The following is a 16,935-nucleotide window of genomic DNA, read 5'->3' on the forward strand; positions in this document are numbered from 1 at the left end:
AGGGAATCACGATCCTCGATAGAACATGACCTCGCGGAAGGTCCGCAGGATGATCTTCACGTCCAGCCACAGCGACCAGTTCTCGATGTAGAAGTTGTCGTGCCGGGTCCGATCGGCGATCGAGGTGTCACCGCGCAGCCCACTCACTTGGGCAAATCCGGTGAGCCCGACCTGCACCCGGTGCCGACAGGCATAGCGGTCGAACTCGGCCGAGAACCGCTCGACGAAGTACGGCCGTTCCGGCCTCGGGCCCACCAGCGTCATATCGCCACGCAGGATGTTCCAGAGCTGGGGCAGCTCGTCGATCGAGGTGTGGCGCAGGAATCGGCCGACGGGCCCGACACGATCATCCTGCGCCGCGCTCCACAGTGTCTGCGCCTCGACGTCGCTGGCCGGACGCATCGACCGGAACTTGAAGAGCTCGAACGTCTTCCCGTCCCGTCCGACCCTGGTCTGGCGGAAGATGACGCCGCGTCCACCCTCGATGCGCACGGCCAGCGCGCTGGCGACGAGGATGGGTAACAGTACGATCAGCGCGGTCGCGGCGACGACGATGTCGAATGCCCGCTTGGTCAGTCGGGCCGGACCGTGCAGGTTCGGATTACCGATTCGCATGACCGGTATCGAGCCGATGTGGTCGGCCACACCGGTCAGGGTGTGAAAGTGATACAGCCGCGGGACCACCAGAACCTGGGTACGCCCGCACACCGTACTGCGGACGGCGTCGATGAGGGCACGTTCTTGGAATTCCCCGTCGGCCACCAACAACGTGTCCGCTCCAGTTCCTGACACCGCGGTGTCCAAGTCGGCGAGCCGGCCGAGGTGGGGTAGGTACTGCCCGGCCGGCGCGGCCGGGCGGTCGTCGACGTAGCCGGCCAGTTCGAGCCCGTACTGCCGATGGTCGGCCACGATTCGGGCTAGTTCGGTGGTGAGCGGGCCGCCGCCGATCACGACGGTGCGGTGGGTCGCGATGCCGCTGCGACGACCGAGCGCGATGAGCCTGGTGGTCAGCACGCGACCGGCGATGACGAGCAGCACTGCCTGACAGGCTGTTTCGAGGAAGACCAGGACCTGATCCTTCTGGTGCAGATAGAGGATCATGGCTGCGACGACAGCCACCGCGGTGAGCAGCCGCGCCAAGATACAGGGCAACTCGTCGAGGACACTGAGGTGCAGCCGAGCGATGTAGCGACCGCCCCCACTGAGCAGCGCGGTGCCGAGCACGGCGAGCGTCAGCATCGCAAGCGGCTGCGGCGGACGCCAGGCGAGCGGCGCCATCAGCAAGGCGAAATCCACGGCGGGGACCAGCATCCACGATCGCATCCGACGGACGAGGTCGATACCCACCGACGGGTGGAGTGCCTCCCGGACACGATCGAAGGCCAAACGCGGTTCGACGTTGGGCACTGACACCCTCGGCGCGAGCACCGACGTCGGTTCGAGAACTCCCGTCATGACCGAGAACCCATAGGTAGGTGAGTATCTGGGTGCTGTGCCACCGCCATGTTCAACCCCCTGCAGCACCGATTGCGGCCTTGCCGGCGAGATCGGCCACTCGAACCGCGGCCGCGGGCCGTCACGTCGACTGGCCCGTCCTCAGACTATTCACACGGGGGTAAATTGATAAATGAGGTGTTTCCCTATGCTTTTTCACCACACCCCCCAAAGACAGCTTGAAATAAGGGTTTTCGATGTCGACAACCGCGACCACCCGACCGGTCGCGTATCGCGACAGGTCGGGTGTGTTCCGCGCGTGGTCGGGAGTACCGCTCATACCTCGCACAGGCCGGTGCGATCGCATAGCTCCTTGCACGCTTCCAACCGTTTCGGGTCTTCGTCGCACCATGCGGGATTCTTGCTGATGTTGCGGGCCGCCTGCCGTTCCTTCAACGCCTTGCGACCCTCCGGCGACGCCGCGGAGTTTCCGGGCTTTCCTGGGGCAGCGATGGCTGCATTACAGTTCAGGTTCACCAGGACTTCCTTGTCCGGGCCCTCACCGCTGGCATCCAGGAACATCGAGTTCATCGAACTGACGACGATGCAATCATCGGTGGCCACCTGATCACCGCTCACAGTGGCGATCACGGCCTTCTGATGCATCGAGGCGATCCGCGACTTGGCGTCGGCATAAGTCATGCCGGCGTATACATCCGCCGACGCGACACCAGGACCGAGCGCCGCCGCCGAAATCGCGGCCATCGCAAGCGAGCCCGCCAGGATTCCGCCGCGCCACCCATGCCGCCCGAGTCCGTTGGATCTCACCCGAATCCTCCCGTTCACCCGATTGATTTGGGGCGCCACCGAAATCGATATGGCTCGTCGGCTCGACGCTAATCACAGGCGACGTCGAATCGAATCGGGTGTTTCCCCCTATCCGGCCGGCCGGATCCCCTCCGGGCGGGTGCATGCGTCACCACCCGCATGCACCGCAAGGGTCGATGCGCGCGAGCGGCCCTGCGCCGGCACATGGAAATCCGCCACGCATGTGCACTCACAGCGACTTCCCACGTGCCTCCCATGGTTTGCTGACCACGCGAAATGGTGTCGACAGCAAATACTTAGACGGCCTGATGCACCATCGGTAAGCGTTCCGATTGCGGAACAATCAGCAGCATTTAGTGCAACCTAACTGCATTTTTGTCGGTCACGGCGCCGTAATCACTTGCGCTTGCAAGCATCAGGGCAAATTTACGACTCGGACAAAAATTTGACGGAATCCGCTTCCTGCCGATTTGCTGACTGCCATACTCGTCCGGTGTCCGAGGGCCCGGCGGCCCGCTCGGCCGAGCGGCAGACGATTGGCGACTTCTTACGAGAAGCCGCCTACGAGCCGACCTGCCTCGTACTCGAGGGCGAGGCCGGGATCGGCAAGACCACGCTGTGGCTGTCGGCAATCGACGAGGCGCGCAGTCGCGGTTTCCACGTGCTACGCGCCCAGCCGGGGCAATCCGAATCGGTGCTCGCCTACGCGAGCGCCGCCGACCTGCTCGGCGATATCGAGCAGGCCGCATTCGACCAGATCCCTTCCCTGCAACGCGTTGCGCTGGAACACATTTTGTTACGCACCGAGGCGGCCGGCGCCCCCGCCGATCCACGGGTGGTCGCCACCGCGGTGCTGTCACTGGTCGATGGGCTCACAGCCGACGCACCGGTGCTGATCGCGATCGACGACGCGCAGTGGCTCGACCCGTCCAGCAAGGCGGTCGTGGCATTCGTCGCCCGCCGGCTGAAGGGACGGGTTGGCGTGGTGCTCACGGAGCGGTCGCCGTGCCCGACCGAGGCCACGGCTACCTGGCTGCGGTTGGGACGCCCGGACGGTATCCAGCGGATAGTGGTGCCGCCGTTGGATTTCTGTGGCCTGCGCGAACTCTTCGCCACCAAACTCGGCCGGTCCTTCCCTCGACCGACCATGTTGCGCTTCGCGCAGATATCCGGCGGAAACCCCTATTTCGCACTCGAGTTGGCGCGGACCGTGGCGGGGACCGCACCCGAACATGACGTGCTGTTACCCGCCACCCTCGCGGCGGCGGTCCGGGCACGCATCGGCCAGCTCGACGACGACACGCAGACCATGCTGCTCGCCGCGGCCTGCGCCGACGAGCCCACGGTGGACCTGCTGGCCCGGGCGACCGGCACCACGGTCGCACGCGCGGTCGAGGTTCTGGAGATCCCGGAGAACCGCAACATCGTCGCGATCCGGGGAAACCACGTCTGCTTCTCGCACCCCCTGCTGGCCAAAGGTGTTTACACCGATGCCAATCCGGCGCGCCGCAGGGCGATGCACGCGGCGCTCGCCAAGGTGGAGAACCGGCCGGAGCTCGTGGCCCGACATCTGGCACTGGCCTGCACCACCTCCGACCCGGTGACCCTGCGTGCGCTCGACGAGGCCGCCGACAGCGCCCACGCCCGCGGCGATTCCACCGCGGCGGCGGAGTTGATCGAGGCCGCGATCCGGCTAGGTGGTGAGACGCCGGTGCGCCGACTCAGAGCCGGCGAATACTACTTCCAGGCCGGCGACAACACCCGGGCCCGCGCCCTGATCGAGCCGGCGGTGGGCCTGTTGACCGTCGGGCCACAACGCGCGGCGGCCCGCAATCTGCTCGCCGAGATCCAGGTCTACGAAGGGCGCTTCACCGAAGCGGTCGAGCTGCTGCGCAATTCGTTGTGCGACGCCGCCGGCGATCACACGGTGCTGGTGCAAACACTGCTGCTGCTGTCCCTGGCACTGGCCAACACCTGCGAGTTCGATGAGTCGTCGCTACAGGCGCAACAGGCGGTGCTGCTGGCCGAAGAACTCGACTGTCCGGCGCTGACCAGCCAGGCCCTGGCGATGTGGGTGACGGTGAACTGTTTGTGCGGCCACGGCGTGGACGAGCCCAGCTTGCAGCGCGCCCTTGAACTCGAGGAGCCCGACGACGACACTCCGGTGCACTTCCGGGCCAGCACCAATGCTGCTCTGATGCTGGCCTGGACCGGACGGGTGGGCGAGGCCCGTAGCGAGATGCGCGATATCCGCCGCCGCTGTACAGAACGGGGCGCCGAGAGCCGGACGCTGTTCGTCTCCCTGCACAGTGCGCTGATGGAGATCTGGCACGGCAGTTTCGGCGACGCCGCGCAGATCGCCGAGGAGGCGATGGAACGCGCCGAACAGCTGGGCGGTCACCAACTGCTTGCCATCGCCCATTTCATCAAGCTCACCGTCGCGGCGTACACCGGTCGCGCCGACGAGGCGCGGGCCGAAGCCGATGCCGCCCTGGCGGCCACGCGTCATTGCAGCGCGCCCCGGATGACCGAACGGGTGACCGCGACACTGGGTTTCCTGGAGGTGTCGCGCGGGAACTACGCCGAGGCGTTGACCATCCTCGGCCCGTTGATCTCCGGGTTCGGGGCCACAGCCTGCACCGAGATCATCGCGGCGGCCTTCCTGCCGGACGCCGTCGAGGCGATGGTGGCGCTGGGCCAGCTCGATGATGCCGACCCGCTGATCACGGCGCTGGAATCGAACGGACGGCGCCTGGACCGGCCGTGGATGCTCGCCGTCGGGGCGCGATGCCGCAGCATGTGGCTCGCCGCGCACGGTGATGTCGGCGCCGCCGACCGGATGGCGCACCAGGCGATGCGCGAGCACGACCGGCTGCCGATGCCCTTCGAGCGTGCCCGCACCCAGTTACTCGTCGGGCAGTTGCTGCGCAGGCAGCGTCGTAAAGAGGGAACCTCGGAGACCCTACAGGCGGCGCTGCGTACCTTCGAGGAGTTGGGCGCACCGCTGTGGGCCGAACGGGCACGCGCTGAACTGGCCAAGACGCGGGTCACCCGGGCCCGCGATCTCGGGCTCACCCCCGCCGAGCAACGCGTCGCCGAGCTGGCGGCATCGGGTATGACCAACCGCGACGTCGCCGCGGCATTGTTCATCAGCCCGAAGACCGTCGAACACAATCTCGCCCGCGCCTACCGCAAGCTCGCCATCCATTCCCGGGCCGAGCTGGGCCAGCGGATCAGCCAGCTACAGCTCGATGATTCGACCGAAAGCTTCAGCAGCGCAACCCATCAGGCGCGGGAGATTGCGGAAGCCGCCGAGATCTGCTCCGGTGCGGGCCGCACTCCGGTATAGCGTTCGAACTGTTCGGCGGCCTGCAGTGCGATCACCTCGGCGCCCGTGATGACCGCGCGGCCCGCCGCGCGCGCCGCGGTGATGAGGGGCGTTTCCGACGGCAACGCCACCACGTCGAACACCAAGTGGGCATTCGCGATCGCCTCGTCGTCGAACGCCTGCTGCGTTTCCTCCAGACCACCGGACATCCCGATCGGAGTGACGTTCACCAGGATCGGCGCGCGCAGCGAACCCACCTCGGGGGCGTACTCGTAGCCCAGCCGCTCGGCCAACGCTCGGCCCGTCTCGGCGTTACGCGCCACGATGACGCCGGATTCGAAACCGCTGCCCTGAAACGCGGCGGCAACGGCACTGGCCATACCGCCGCTGCCCCGGATGATGACGGCGTCGTCGGGATCCAGTCCGTTGCTGCGGATCAGTTGTTGCACCGCAAGGTAATCGGTGTTCGATGCACGCAGATGACCGTCGTCGTTGACGATGGTGTTCACCGATTCGATGCCTTGCGCCGAGGGCTCGACCTCGTCGACCAACGCGATCACATCACGCTTGAACGGCATGGACACCGAGCAGCCGCGGATGCCGAGCGCACGCACGCCACCGATCGCCGCCGCGATATCGGTGGTGGTGAAGGCCTTGTAGATGAAGTCCAGACCAAGCTGCTCGTAGAGGTAATTGTGGAAACGGGTGCCGATATTGCTCGGCCGGGCGGCCAGCGAGATGCACAACCGGGTGTCCTTATTCAACGGCGGCCTCCGGCCGCCATCGGGCTGCACTGCGTCCGTCATCATCCCACCGCCCGCATCACCTGCCGGGCCATCTCGTAGATGGCGCGGTACCGTCGCGGGCTCATCGACACATTCGGCACGTCGACCACGGTAGTCACCACGTTGAGGTCTTCGCGTTCCCAGTGCGCGCCGGCGCGGTCCAAGATCGCCCGCATCGGGTAGTTCTCCGACAGCACCCGGGCGGTGAACGCCGTGACCCCGCCGGCGCGGGCCGCCACCGCCAGCGCATCCATCAGGAAGGTGCCGATACCCCGCCCCTGATAGGCGTCGCCGACGATGAAGGCGACCTCGGCCGTCGTCGAATCCTGGCCCAATCGCACGAACCGCCCGTCGGCCACCACCGGTCCGTCCGGGCCCTCCGTCAGCACCCATACGAAATGGTCGACGTAGTCGACCTCGAACAGATAGGCCATCAACGACGGCGTCGGCACCCGGGTGCTCTGGAACCGGCGGTACAACGTCTCGCTGGAGAATTCGACCGGCCCGTGGATGGTGCGTTCGTTGTCTCCCGGTAGCACCGGCCGGAGGTACAGCACGGTGCCGTCGCGCATGGTGGCGGGGATGGGCGTGATGAAGGCCGCCAGCCGCTGCCGGGCGATGCGGACCAGCCGGTCCATCAACGACCCGACCCCGCCGCTGCGCCCGCCCGGCACCGGCAGGTCCAGCATGATGGCGAACGCTTCGGGTCCGCCGACCCAACCGGTGAGCGGTCCGGTGGCCGTCACCGTCGCGGTTCTGGGGATGTCGCGCAGCAGCGCGATCTCGCCGACCACCAGTCCGGGCTGCAGCGGCACCACGGTCACGTCGCCGTCCTCGCCGACATGGGTCACCTCGGCGCTGCCGGAGCCGATCAGCAGAAAGGTGGCCGCATGCTCGCCCTGGCGCATGAGCACGTCACCGGTGCCGGAGGTCAGCGGCTGCAGCAGCGCCGCCAATGGCATCAGTTCGGCGGCCGAGTACCCGGCGAAGAAATCCAATGCGGCCAGTTCATCGGCCCGCGCACCGGTCACACTCGCCACCTCACGAGGCTACGACTTCGGGCCCGAGCAGGTCCACGAACCGGCGACGACGCTCACCAGACTTTGCTGTGTGGCCAGTGTGGTTGGCCTCGTAAGCAGCGTTTCTACGCACTGGTCAGATATCTGTGGCAAACTCCGCGTATGACTCAAGCGCTGCGCCGCACTCGCGGTCGTCCCCGGGCAGCTAATGGTTCGGAGACTCGGGAGCGAATCATCCGTGCGGCACGACAGGTTTTCAGCGAACTTGGCTACGACGCGGCGACGTTCCAGGCGATCGCCGAGCGCGCCGATCTGACGCGGCCGGCGATCAACCATTACTTTGCGAACAAGCGGGCCCTCTACCAAGAGGTGCTCACGGCGACCAATGCGGCGCTGATCACATCGGGGATGACCGCCGCGGCGGCCCACACCAGCCTGGTGGACCGGTTGTCGGCGTTCCTGAGCGGCATGATGCTCGCGCACAGCGAGTACGACTCGGCGGCGGCATTCCTGGTGACGTCGATGCTGGAGTCCCATCGCCATCCCGAGCTGAGCCAGGACAGTTACGCCCCACGCGACGACGTGCGCAACTTCGTGAGCACCGCCGTCAGCGAGGCGGTGGCGCGGGGCGAACTCGGCGCCGGCAGCGATCCCGAGATCCTGGTGGAAATGCTCCTGGTGCTGATGTTCGGCATCGGTTTCTACGCCGGGTTCGTCGGCACCGATGCCGAAGTGGCGGCCGTGGTGGACAAGCTGCAGCGGCTGCTGGCCAACAACCTCTGGAGACTGGAGGAACCGGCGGCCAGCTGACCGCCGGCGGCGCACCGTCTAGGCCCAGCAGGATCAGCCGACGGGTTCGGTCAGCACCCGGACCGCTTCGCGCAGCGGGTCCGGCGTGGTGGCGATATCGCCGATGAACGGATGCGCCAGCTCCAGTATCAGGAACAGGTTGGTGGCCACCAGCACCCCGACGATGACCACCATCGGGTAGTGCATTGCCGGCCGCTCGACACCGTAGACGATGGCGGTGCCCAGCACCATGGCGCTGGTGATGAAGATGACCGCCCACAGCGGCCATGGCGGTCCGTCGTCGGTGCGAGCCTGCAGTATGCGCGCCGTGCGCGCCTGGCCGATCTTGTCGAGGTTACTGAACGACGTTGCCAGGAAAGTCTTTTCGGTGCCGGTGGCCGCCTGCACCTGGCCGTAGGCGGTGCGCAGGTCGATCAACGCCCGATCGGCGGCCGGTGATCGCTGGTTGTTGCCCTCGGTCCATTCGGCGATGGCGGCGTTCTCGTAGGACAGCAGCGCGGCCCGCACCCGGTACCGGTCCGTCGGCGCGAAAACGGTGGCGTCCGTAGCCATCTGGACAGCAGCGGCACCTTCGGTCCGCGCGTTGCCGTCGGCGGTGTTGATGGCTCCCCACATCGACGAGACGACGAAGCCGATGAAGAAGGCGTACACGAATCCGATCACGCCGTAGGTGAACCGGGTGACGTCGTTGTGCTCGTCCAGGGTCAGCGCCGGGTAGCTGTGCCGGATCGCCCTGAGCACCAGCACCGCACCGCCCGCGACAACCACGATGAGGAGGATCAGCAGCAGCCCCGCCGGGATGTGCTGCACCAGCCAGGCAGCCACCGGGCCTCCCCTCGTCATGGTCACGCGGTTGAAAAACCCTAAACGGTCGCGGTGGCACCCGGCGGCGGTTTGCCCGGCAACGCGCCGAATTGGGTTGTCACCTGGATATTCTCGCCAAGGGCGCCCCGGGTTCCGGTGCGGACAGCTACGCTGGGCGGCCGTGAAGGCGATGGCCCAGCGCACCTGGGCGGCGGGCGCGCCACTGGAGTTGCTCGAGTTGCCGACACCCGTGCCGCGCCGACGCGATGTCCGGGTGCGCGTGCAGGCCATCGGCGTTAATCCGGTGGATTGGAAGATGCGCAGCCACGGCCCGTTGCGGTGGGCGGCCCGTGCGCTGGGACCGAGACCGCCGGTGATCGTGGGAGTCGATTTCGCCGGGGTGGTCGACGCGGTGGGTTCCCTGGTGACCGACCTCGCGGTCGGCGATCGGGTGGCCGGCGGTACCAACTTCGCGCGCCGGCAACGCGGCTCCTACGCCGACACGGTGCTGGTACGCCGAGATCAGATCTGCCGCGTGCCCGACTCGGTCGATATCACGGTGGCGGCTGCCCTGCCCGTACCGGGTGTCACGGCCTGGATGTCGGTGATCGACCTCGGCAAGATCCGGCGGGTGCCGGTGGCCGAGCGTCGGGTGTTGGTGCTGGGCGCCTCCGGCGGTGTGGGCCAGCTGGTGACGCAGATCGCCAAACGGGAGAACGCCTTCGTGTGCGGGGTCTGCTCGAGCGCCAACATCGACCGCGTCGCCGGCCTGGGCGCCGACCGGGTGATCGACTACAGCGGTGGCGACGCCCTGGCCCAGGCGCGGACGCACGGCCCGTTCAGTGTCGTCGTCGACTGCGCGGGCGGCTACTCCGCCCGTCGGTGTCGGGCGCTGTTGGCGCCGGGCGGACGACATGTCATGGTGGCCGGCGATGACGCCGCCGCCCTGATGGCCAGGGTGCTCTCCCCGCGAAAGTCCAAGGGTATTTTGGGCCGGCCCACCGACGCCCGGCTCGCGCCGCTGATCGATGCGGCGACCGCCGGCTGGTTGCACGTCACCATCGCCCAAACCTTCCCGCTGACCGATGCCGAGGAAGCACACCGGCTCAGCCGTACGGGTCGCATGACCGGGAAGCTGCTGTTGATTCCCGGCGCCGCGGGGCCCCAGGTTTCGAACGGCGGCTAGGCGGGGATTAGTAGCCGCAGGCGTGCGAGGCCAGCCCGGGTGGTCTCGGCGCCAGGTTCCCCCGGTACAGACAGCTGCCGGGGGAACCGTCTCGGCCGGCGGCGGCTCAGTCGGAGTAGTCCGCGGTGATCCACCGGTCCGGACGCACCAGGAAGAGCACGCTCGGAATGTCTTTCATCCCCTCGACGAAGGCGCGTCCGCCATCCTCACCCAGATAGCGGATGGCGATCGCTTCCTTGACGTCGCGCGGCGCGGGTTCGATGGTGTCCACGACACTGCCCTCGACGACCACGTACTGGTAGGGCGGTTCCTCCCGTTGCACGACGAGTGTCACCGCACCGGCTTGCCGGATCAGGCGGGCCTTGCGCGACGCCGAGCCGGTGTTGATCCGGATGAGCCCGTCAGGCGTGTAGTCGTACCAGATCGGGACACTGGCGGGCGGTCGGCCGTCTGCGGTGGCCACCGACAGCACGCCCACATGTTTGGCGGCCAGGAACTCGTCGCGCTGCGCTTCTCCGAAGGGTCTACTCATACCGGCGGGAAACATCGCCGCGGGCGGCATGTATTCCCGTACCGATCACCGGGTCCGCAGGAAGCGTTCATCGATGGCGTCGAGCATGCGCGTCGCCTCCTCGATGCGTTCGAGCACCACCGCGATCCGACCCGGTGGTTCGACATAGCCCTTGACCTGGCAACGACGACGCCAATCCGACTCGGCCTTGCTGATTTTCGCCGTCATCGTGGCGATTTCGTCCCTGAGCACCTCGGCGAACAGTTCGGCCTGGGCCCGCTCGGACGGCTGGGTCAGCCGACGAACCACCGCATCGTCGAGCGTCACGTCCATACCCCTATTTCGGAAAGGTCAGCGGATCGTCGATCGGCCAGCCGGCCGCGAGCAGCCGACGCTCGACGCGCTGCACGTCCTCGGGCGAGGGCAGTTCGTCGGTCAGCCTGGTGATGGCCACCCGCACGTCGGTGCCCTGCGCCGGCCTGGTTCCCGCGGCCATCAATTGAGTTGTCAGCAACAGCACTTCGTCCTCGGTGAGCCGCCGCCGCAACACCGCGACCAGCGGGATGTAGTCGTCGGCCGGGACGCCGTCGGGATAACCGGCCCGCAGGAAGGCCAATATCCGAGCAAGCACATCCGACAGCGCCACAGTCCCCCCTCAGCCCCCCGGCTACGTCAGCGTTCATTCCTTGGTAGTCGGTATGACAGCCGCGGAGCAAGGCGTTTCACCGTCCGGCCAGATCACATTCACGAGGTATTCACCACCTGCGACTTCCGGCACGACCAGCATCTACTGTGTGACGATGCGCACCGGATTCCAGGACCAGCTCGACGGGCTGACCCAGACGCTCAGCGACATGTGCGGACTGGCCGGTGTGGCCATGGAGCGGGCCACGCAAGCCCTCCTGCAGGCCGACCTGGTCACCGCCGAGCAGGTGATCAGCGACCACGACCACCTGGCAGCGCTACGCACACAGGCAGAGGAAGCGGCCTTCATCCTGCTCGCGCTGCAGGCGCCCGTGGCCAGCGATCTGCGACTGGTCGTCGGGTCGATGCAGAGCGTCGCCGACTCCGAACGGATGGGCGGCCTGGCACTGCACGTGGCCAAGATCGCGCGCCGCCGCCACCCGGAGCACGCCGTACCCGAGGAGGTGAGCGGGTACTTCGCCGAAATGGGCCGCATCGCAGTCGAACTCAGCGCGTGCGCGCAAGAGGTGGTGCTGTCCCGCGATCCGGAGAAGGCGGCCCAGATCAGCCGCGACGACGAGGCGATGGATCAGCTGCACAAGCATCTGTTCACGGTGCTGATGGATCGGGAGTGGAGGCACGGTGTCGCCAGCGCGGTGGACATCACCCTGCTGGGCCGGTTCTACGAACGCTTCGCCGACCACGCCGTGGAGATCGGGCGGCGGGTCATCTTCCAGGTCACCGGGGAGACCCCGGAGGCCTGATCCGGCCCCCGGAATCCTGGTGGGCCCGATCCGGCCGCACCGGTAGCTCGCACGTGGATAGAGAAGGTCCAGTGGGGACGACAGGGTTCACTTCAGCGCCATTCCCGGCACTCGGGCGCGGATCGCGTCCAGGTCGGCCTCGTCGGAGATGCCCTGCCAGTCGTAGCGCGGCGTGTAGGGGTTGATCAGCTCGCGCACCTCGTCATCGCCGAGTTCCACGTCCAGCGACGCCACGGCGTCGTCGATCTGCTGTACCGAACCCGCACCGACCAGTGGCGCGACGACCACCGGCTGGCGACGCAGCCAGGCCAGTGCGATCTGGGCCCGGCTCACACCGTGGGCGTCTGCCACCCGTCCGACCGCATCCACGATGGCACGGTTGGACTCCGCCTCGCTGGGTGCGTAGAGCTGGTCGGCGTAGGCGCCGTCGGTCGCGGCGCGGACGGTGGACTTCGCGTCGTCCCAGGGGCGGGCCAGCCGGCCGCGCGCCAGCGGGCTCCAGATGATGGTGCCGACGCCTTCGTCCAGACACAGCGGGATCATCTCGCGCTCCTCCTCGCGATGCAGCAGGTTGTAGTGGTTCTGCATGGACACGAACCGGGCCCAGCCGTGCTGGCGTTGCAGGTGCAGGGCTTTGGCGAACTCCCACGCCGGCATCGAGGAGGCGCCCAGGTAGCGGACCTTGCCCACCTTGACCAGGTCGCTGAGGGCTTCGAGCGTCTCCTCCAGCGGCGTGGCGTGGTCGTTGCGGTGTACCTGGTACAGGTCGATGTAGTCGGTGCCCAGCCGGCGCAGCGAATGCTCGACCTCGGCCATGATGGCCTTGCGGGACAGGCCCCGGCCGTTGGGACCGGGCCGCATCGGGTGCCGCAGCTTGGTGGCGATCACCACGGCGTCGCGGTCGGCGAAGTCCTTCAGCGCGCGGCCGAGGATTTCTTCGCTGGAGCCATTCGAGTACATGTTGGCGGTGTCGAAGAAGTTGATGCCGGCGTCGAGGGCGTGCTTGATCAGCGGTCGCGCGTCCTGCTCGGCGAGAGACCAGACCGGGTGGCCGCGGTCGGGCTCGCCGTAGGTCATGGCGCCGATGGCGATGGGCGAGACATCCAGACCGGTGGCGCCGAGCTTCACGTAGCGCATCGAGACTCCTGCGTGGTGGTGGGAGAGAGAACTTGCGGACGATTCTCCGCAAGTGCAGTCGAAGCTAGCGGAGGATTGTCCGCATGTCAAAGGTGGGGCATCATCGAGCGATGAGCGAGGGGACGCCGAGCACCTACAGCACGCAGCGCCGGGCTGCCGCGCGCAACCGAATCGCGATCATCGAGGCCGCTCACGACCTGTTCGCCGACAACCCACTCGTGCCGCTGAGCGAGGTCGCCAAACGGGCGGGCGTCGGCGCCGGCACGCTCTACCGGCACTTCCCCACCCGCGAGGACCTGATCCTGGCGGCGTACCAGCACGACATCGAACGCCTCACCGTCACCGTCGACGAAGTGCTGGCCCGGCACACGTCGGCACAGGCCGCCTTCGTCGAGTGGTTCGAGATGCTGGCGGCCTACATCCGAATCAAGCACGGTCTCGGTGACGCCTTACACAGCGCCGCGGCCCAGGACGTGATCAGCGCCTCATGGGCGCCGACCAGCGCCGCGGTGGCCAAGCTGGTCGACGCATGCGTAGCGGAGGGCACGATCGCGCCGGGGCATGATCCCGCCGACATCATCATGTTGATGAGCTTTCTGTGGCGCGTCGCGAACAACGAGGACGGGGTGGCCCAGGGTCGGCGACTGATCGCCGCGGTGTTCTCCGGCCTGAAGCACGCCCCCCAGTCGATCTGACCGCACCCGCTCGGCATCAGCCGGTCGGCCGGGGCCAAACCTCATGTCAGGCCGAGACTTATCGCACTGAACAGCACGGTGGAGGCGTTGAGCCGCGTCGGATGGGACGTCAGCATCTGCTCGACGAAATCGACGGCGCTCGGGTTCTCATTGAGTAGGCGATCGGCTTGCTCGATGTATCCGATGGTGTCGGCCAAGGCGCGGGCGTCCTCTGGTGCATCCGGGTGCCGGTGTGCGGCGATGACGACCTCCGGGTGAAGGGCTTGGACTTCTCTGAGCGTGGATATCCACCCCTGCCTTTTCTCGTGGTCGGTGTTCACCAGAGCGCAGTGCACGCCGTTGTACGCGATGTCGCCGACGATGACGGCCTTGAGCTCGGGCAGGTATACGTAGGACGAGTCGACATGATCGGATTGGCCGGTCGCGACGACAATCACGTCGTGGCCCTCGATATCGAGCTTGCCGCCGCGGAGAATTTCCGGAACGACGATGGTCGACGGGAGTTCGTCGAGGAACATCGCGGCGTAGAGCGACAATTCGGCGCCGGAGTTCCTCTCGTTCTCGATGTGGCGAACGGTTGCCTCGGTGGCCACCACCCGCGCGGCCGGAAATCGCTCGAGAAGGGGCGCCACGCCGAGGTAGTGGTCGAAGTGACAGTGCGTGATGAACACGGTGGTGAGTGTCTTTCCGATGGACTCCACCCAGTCGGCCAACGCCTGCGCATCCACGAGAGTGGGGACCGTGTCGATCAATATCGCCTCTCGCTCACCGACGATCAACGTCACCGATGTAGGCGGAAACGTCCATCCTCCTTCCGGGGCGTCGACGGGCAAGCCGGGGTCGAGCGGACGCTGTTGAGCAGTAAAGGTTTTCAAGCTCAGTTCGTCGCTCATTGATGCTTCCTGACGATAGACGTGCCAATTTACGACTTGTAGGTCAAGAATATGATGATGGTTCTTGACCTACAAGTCAAGAAATGCGATCGGCTCGGACGTGGTCGCGCTGGGGTCAGAGAAGGTCGACGGTCGCGTCCACGACCCGAGCGAGTCGCGCTCGCCCTGGCTCCACACGCGCCAGTGCATGCAAACCCGTTACGGTGCTCAGGAGCATGCTCGCCGTGTTCGCCGGATGGAGATCGGCCCGGATATCACCGTCGCGTTGTCCCCGCTCGATCAGCGCACGGAAGGCACCTTCGGTTCGCCTGAACATGTCGAGTACCAGATCGGCGATCTCCGCGTCGGTTCGCCCGAATTCGACCGCGCTGTTGGTGGCGAAGCAGCCGCGACGGTCCGGCCTTTCGAGGTCGGTCTTGACCATGTACCGCAGCGCTTGGCGCAGAACGTCTTTGGCCGGGCCGGGGCCCTCCAGGATTTCACCGACGGATTGGACCCGCTGGTCCAGGTAGCGTCGAAGCGCGAGGTCGTAGAGTTGGCGCTTACCGCCGAAGGTGCCGTACATGCTGCCCTTGCCGATCTGCAGATGCTCGGCCAATTGTTGCGGCGTCGTGGCGCCGTAACCCCGACCCCAGAAAAGTTCCATCGCCAACTCGACCGCGACGTCTGGGTCGAATTCCTTCGGCCGTCCCACGCGTTCCTCCTAGGTCAAGCAAATTCGGGGTGGCTGCCGTACGGTGCGACGCTCCCGTCACGTCATGCCGGTCGGTCCTTCACACCTGATGTCGACCAAAACGCATGCACGCCAACCCGAAGGCGACGGCGCCCCTACCCGCCACCGAAGCTATTCTAGCGAATATTCTTGACCCATTGGTCAAGAATCTCTTCGGCCGTCTGCGCGCCATGAGGCTGCGAAATTCTCCATAGGTTCTGCCGCGCACAACTTGGTCTGATCAAGCAGCAGACCCATCAGCCCGGCACAGGGCAGTTCTTGTCCGGCGGGTCGAGAAGGCTCGGACAGGACTGCGACCCCAGGTTGTAGTAGCCGAAGCCCGGAGGTGGGTCGGGTTGCCCATAGGGCGCGCCACCTGGCCGGCCAAGAATCCGAGCCCGATCGCGCGAGCCGGCGAACTTGATCGAATATCCAGCGGGGTCCGGCAACGACGGTGCGAATACCGCCTCGACGACGCAGTACCGACCGTCGTCAGATGGACTCGCCGGCCGCCGCTCGAAATGCGTGGTTGCCCGAGTTTCAGAGGCCGGCACACGCGTTGAGGGAGAACGTAACTAACGCGACCTTCGTGCGTCACCAAGCTTCGCTGCTACGGGAAGTGACGACTTCTGTCGAGTTACTACGCCGCTTCTGGCAGACGCATCCGGCCAATGCGGACTGGCAGGAACTGATTATGCAACTGAGGATGCGAAGTCGTACTGGCTTTAGTTCTCCGAGCGCGATATGCGGCCAACTTCGATCCCCGATGCGCTCATCGAATAGCCGGTGCTCCGCCGGGCAGGACTCAGCGAGCAACAAAGTAGGGAGGTTGTCGACTTCTACTAACTTGCCGGTCGTTCACCCGCGTGGATCGCGGCTCGCTTCGGAGGCCTGGCCCCACGACCATCGCCAGGGTGCTTCACCGACACGGGATTACCCTGCGTCCACGACATGAATATGGGTGATAGTAGTCGACTTTAACGTTAAACTAAATGAAAATAAGCACGAAAGAATTGAGTATGAGTTTCGGAAAGATATGCATACAGCGGGGACACTTTCCTATTGGAGCTCGGCAGGTTAGTTATTATTATCTTGGGTTGGATATTAGGTTCGATTGCGCTCTCGAAGAGTAACAGTATTCCGCCAAAGGGACTAGATGCGAAACTGAGCAAGATCAACAATCACACAAAACAACATGCTCGCATCGCTCTGATTCGATCTACAACGGTATCCGTTACCGTGGCTGCTGTAACTGTCGTGCTCAATCAGGCTCTTCATGATTGAGGGTGTAGAACGGTCAGCTGCTGTCGGCCTGTGATTGGGGTGTCTGGTTGGCTGGGTGTGT

General features: G+C 66.0%; 16 protein-coding genes. 5 read left to right on the plus strand and 11 right to left on the minus strand.

Annotation, left to right across the window (positions count from 1 at the left end; all coding sequences use genetic code 11):
* Window positions 1–6: 6 nt before the first annotated feature.
* Both AWB94_RS22460 and AWB94_RS22465 read right to left on the minus strand, forming a co-directional pair.
* Window positions 7–1,455, minus strand: a complete 1,449-nt coding sequence (locus tag AWB94_RS22460) for a sugar transferase (RefSeq protein ID WP_234811841.1) — start codon at window positions 1,453–1,455, stop codon at window positions 7–9.
* A 315-nt stretch (window positions 1,456–1,770) separates the two neighbouring features.
* Window positions 1,771–2,262 (minus strand): hypothetical protein, encoded by a 492-nt coding sequence (locus tag AWB94_RS22465; RefSeq protein WP_131805185.1) that lies wholly within the window; start codon window positions 2,260–2,262, stop codon window positions 1,771–1,773.
* Between the two features lie 493 nt (window positions 2,263–2,755).
* On the opposite strand from AWB94_RS22465, the gene AWB94_RS22470 reads away from it, so the two are divergent.
* Window positions 2,756–5,611: an AAA family ATPase gene (locus tag AWB94_RS22470; protein ID WP_064961220.1), complete on the plus strand. Its 2,856-nt coding sequence runs from the start codon at window positions 2,756–2,758 to the stop codon at window positions 5,609–5,611.
* Here AWB94_RS22470 and AWB94_RS22475 read toward each other — a convergent pair.
* Window positions 5,548–6,396, minus strand: a complete 849-nt coding sequence (locus AWB94_RS22475) for a shikimate 5-dehydrogenase (protein WP_062654744.1) — start codon at window positions 6,394–6,396, stop codon at window positions 5,548–5,550. The genes AWB94_RS22470 and AWB94_RS22475 overlap by 64 nt on opposite strands.
* Complete coding sequence (locus AWB94_RS22480) at window positions 6,396–7,415, minus strand: acetyltransferase Pat (protein WP_062654743.1); 1,020 nt, start codon at window positions 7,413–7,415, stop codon at window positions 6,396–6,398. Before AWB94_RS22480 ends, AWB94_RS22475 begins: the two co-directional genes overlap by 1 nt.
* Window positions 7,416–7,556: 141 nt before the next feature.
* Here AWB94_RS22480 and AWB94_RS22485 point away from each other — a divergent pair, with 141 nt between their 5' ends.
* Window positions 7,557–8,204 (plus strand): TetR/AcrR family transcriptional regulator, encoded by a 648-nt coding sequence (locus AWB94_RS22485; protein ID WP_062654742.1) that lies wholly within the window; start codon window positions 7,557–7,559, stop codon window positions 8,202–8,204.
* Between the two features lie 33 nt (window positions 8,205–8,237).
* On the opposite strand, the gene AWB94_RS22490 is transcribed toward AWB94_RS22485, so the two are convergent.
* Window positions 8,238–9,029: a bestrophin-like domain gene (locus tag AWB94_RS22490; protein ID WP_234811842.1), complete on the minus strand. Its 792-nt coding sequence runs from the start codon at window positions 9,027–9,029 to the stop codon at window positions 8,238–8,240.
* Between the two features lie 169 nt (window positions 9,030–9,198).
* Here AWB94_RS22490 and AWB94_RS22495 point away from each other — a divergent pair, with 169 nt between their 5' ends.
* On the plus strand, window positions 9,199–10,194 hold the full coding sequence (locus tag AWB94_RS22495) for an NAD(P)-dependent alcohol dehydrogenase (RefSeq protein ID WP_234811844.1): 996 nt from the start codon (window positions 9,199–9,201) through the stop codon (window positions 10,192–10,194).
* Between the two features lie 106 nt (window positions 10,195–10,300).
* Here the strand turns inward: AWB94_RS22495 and AWB94_RS22500 are convergent, their stop codons facing one another.
* Genes AWB94_RS22500 through AWB94_RS22510 form a run of 3 tightly spaced genes read right to left on the minus strand, consistent with a single transcriptional unit; the run spans window position 10,301 to window position 11,351 of the window.
* A complete protein-coding gene (locus tag AWB94_RS22500) occupies window positions 10,301–10,726 on the minus strand; it encodes a pyridoxamine 5'-phosphate oxidase family protein (protein ID WP_062654913.1) in 426 nt (141 codons plus the stop codon).
* A gap of 45 nt (window positions 10,727–10,771) precedes the next feature.
* Complete coding sequence (locus tag AWB94_RS22505; RefSeq protein WP_131805184.1) at window positions 10,772–11,032, minus strand: hypothetical protein; 261 nt, start codon at window positions 11,030–11,032, stop codon at window positions 10,772–10,774.
* 10 nt (window positions 11,033–11,042) lie between these two features.
* Entirely contained in the window at window positions 11,043–11,351 is a 309-nt protein-coding gene (locus AWB94_RS22510; protein WP_062654739.1) for a DUF3349 domain-containing protein, read from the minus strand.
* Between the two features lie 154 nt (window positions 11,352–11,505).
* Here AWB94_RS22510 and phoU point away from each other — a divergent pair, with 154 nt between their 5' ends.
* Window positions 11,506–12,153, plus strand: coding sequence for a phosphate signaling complex protein PhoU (phoU, locus tag AWB94_RS22515; RefSeq protein WP_062654738.1), 648 nt, complete (start codon window positions 11,506–11,508; stop codon window positions 12,151–12,153).
* 87 nt (window positions 12,154–12,240) lie between these two features.
* Here the strand turns inward: phoU and AWB94_RS22520 are convergent, their stop codons facing one another.
* A complete protein-coding gene (locus AWB94_RS22520) occupies window positions 12,241–13,290 on the minus strand; it encodes an aldo/keto reductase (protein WP_062654737.1) in 1,050 nt (349 codons plus the stop codon).
* Window positions 13,291–13,400: 110 nt separating this feature from the next.
* On the opposite strand from AWB94_RS22520, the gene AWB94_RS22525 reads away from it, so the two are divergent.
* On the plus strand, window positions 13,401–13,985 hold the full coding sequence (locus tag AWB94_RS22525; protein ID WP_062654736.1) for a TetR/AcrR family transcriptional regulator: 585 nt from the start codon (window positions 13,401–13,403) through the stop codon (window positions 13,983–13,985).
* A 41-nt stretch (window positions 13,986–14,026) separates the two neighbouring features.
* Here AWB94_RS22525 and AWB94_RS22530 read toward each other — a convergent pair whose 3' ends face one another.
* Both AWB94_RS22530 and AWB94_RS22535 read right to left on the minus strand, forming a co-directional pair.
* The gene (locus AWB94_RS22530; RefSeq protein ID WP_084394940.1) at window positions 14,027–14,878 is read right to left on the minus strand and encodes an MBL fold metallo-hydrolase; all 852 of its coding nucleotides are present in this window, start codon (window positions 14,876–14,878) and stop codon (window positions 14,027–14,029) included.
* A 115-nt stretch (window positions 14,879–14,993) separates the two neighbouring features.
* Window positions 14,994–15,572, minus strand: a complete 579-nt coding sequence (locus tag AWB94_RS22535) for a TetR/AcrR family transcriptional regulator (RefSeq protein ID WP_062654734.1) — start codon at window positions 15,570–15,572, stop codon at window positions 14,994–14,996.
* Window positions 15,573–16,935 lie beyond the last annotated feature (1,363 nt).

Origin of the sequence: Mycolicibacterium canariasense, from assembly GCF_002101555.1 — a bacterium.
GTDB classification, from domain to species: Bacteria; Actinomycetota; Actinomycetes; order Mycobacteriales; family Mycobacteriaceae; genus Mycobacterium; species Mycobacterium canariasense.

Bases quoted from the DNA above. Each gene is read 5' to 3' on its own strand.
- AWB94_RS22475 (WP_062654744.1), bottom strand. From the start codon at position 6,396: ATGACGGACGCAGTGCAGCCCGATGGCGGCCGGAGGCCGCCGTTGAAT.
- AWB94_RS22530 (WP_084394940.1), bottom strand. From the start codon at position 14,878: ATGAGCGACGAACTGAGCTTGAAAACCTTTACTGCTCAACAGCGTCCG.
- AWB94_RS22525 (WP_062654736.1), top strand. From the start codon at position 13,401: ATGAGCGAGGGGACGCCGAGCACCTACAGCACGCAGCGCCGGGCTGCC.
- AWB94_RS22460 (WP_234811841.1), bottom strand. From the start codon at position 1,455: ATGACGGGAGTTCTCGAACCGACGTCGGTGCTCGCGCCGAGGGTGTCA.
- AWB94_RS22500 (WP_062654913.1), bottom strand. From the start codon at position 10,726: ATGAGTAGACCCTTCGGAGAAGCGCAGCGCGACGAGTTCCTGGCCGCC.
- AWB94_RS22495 (WP_234811844.1), top strand. From the start codon at position 9,199: ATGGCCCAGCGCACCTGGGCGGCGGGCGCGCCACTGGAGTTGCTCGAG.
- AWB94_RS22520 (WP_062654737.1), bottom strand. From the start codon at position 13,290: ATGCGCTACGTGAAGCTCGGCGCCACCGGTCTGGATGTCTCGCCCATC.
- AWB94_RS22485 (WP_062654742.1), top strand. From the start codon at position 7,557: ATGACTCAAGCGCTGCGCCGCACTCGCGGTCGTCCCCGGGCAGCTAAT.
- phoU (WP_062654738.1), top strand. From the start codon at position 11,506: ATGCGCACCGGATTCCAGGACCAGCTCGACGGGCTGACCCAGACGCTC.